Source organism: Pseudomonas sp. SDT291_1_S447, from assembly GCF_054070155.1.
Genome location: NZ_JBSVXS010000453.1, coordinates 1 through 217, shown reverse-complemented (window position 1 = coordinate 217; position 217 = coordinate 1). Strand labels below are relative to the sequence as shown.

General features: G+C 56.2%; 1 protein-coding gene. It reads left to right on the top strand.

From position 1 onward, the window contains the following. Positions 1-217, top strand: a 217-nt coding sequence (locus tag ACW9IR_RS30330; protein ID WP_457466305.1) for a hypothetical protein, incomplete at both ends; no start/stop codon positions are given.

Here is a 217-nt window from a genome sequence, read left to right as displayed (position 1 = left end):
ACAAGGGCTCAAACGCGTCTACATCGAGTACCTGCCCCGCGACCTGTTCTATCACAAGCTGAAAATCCTCAGTAACAAGCTCCCTGGAGACAAGGCCAAAGCCCTGGGCCAGATCAAGCAGCAACTGGCCGCCGTTGACGATGTCCTGGGCCTCTCGGGCGCAGACTTCAACTACAGCAAATTGCTGGATGAAACCCGTCGGCTCAACGTCGAGATC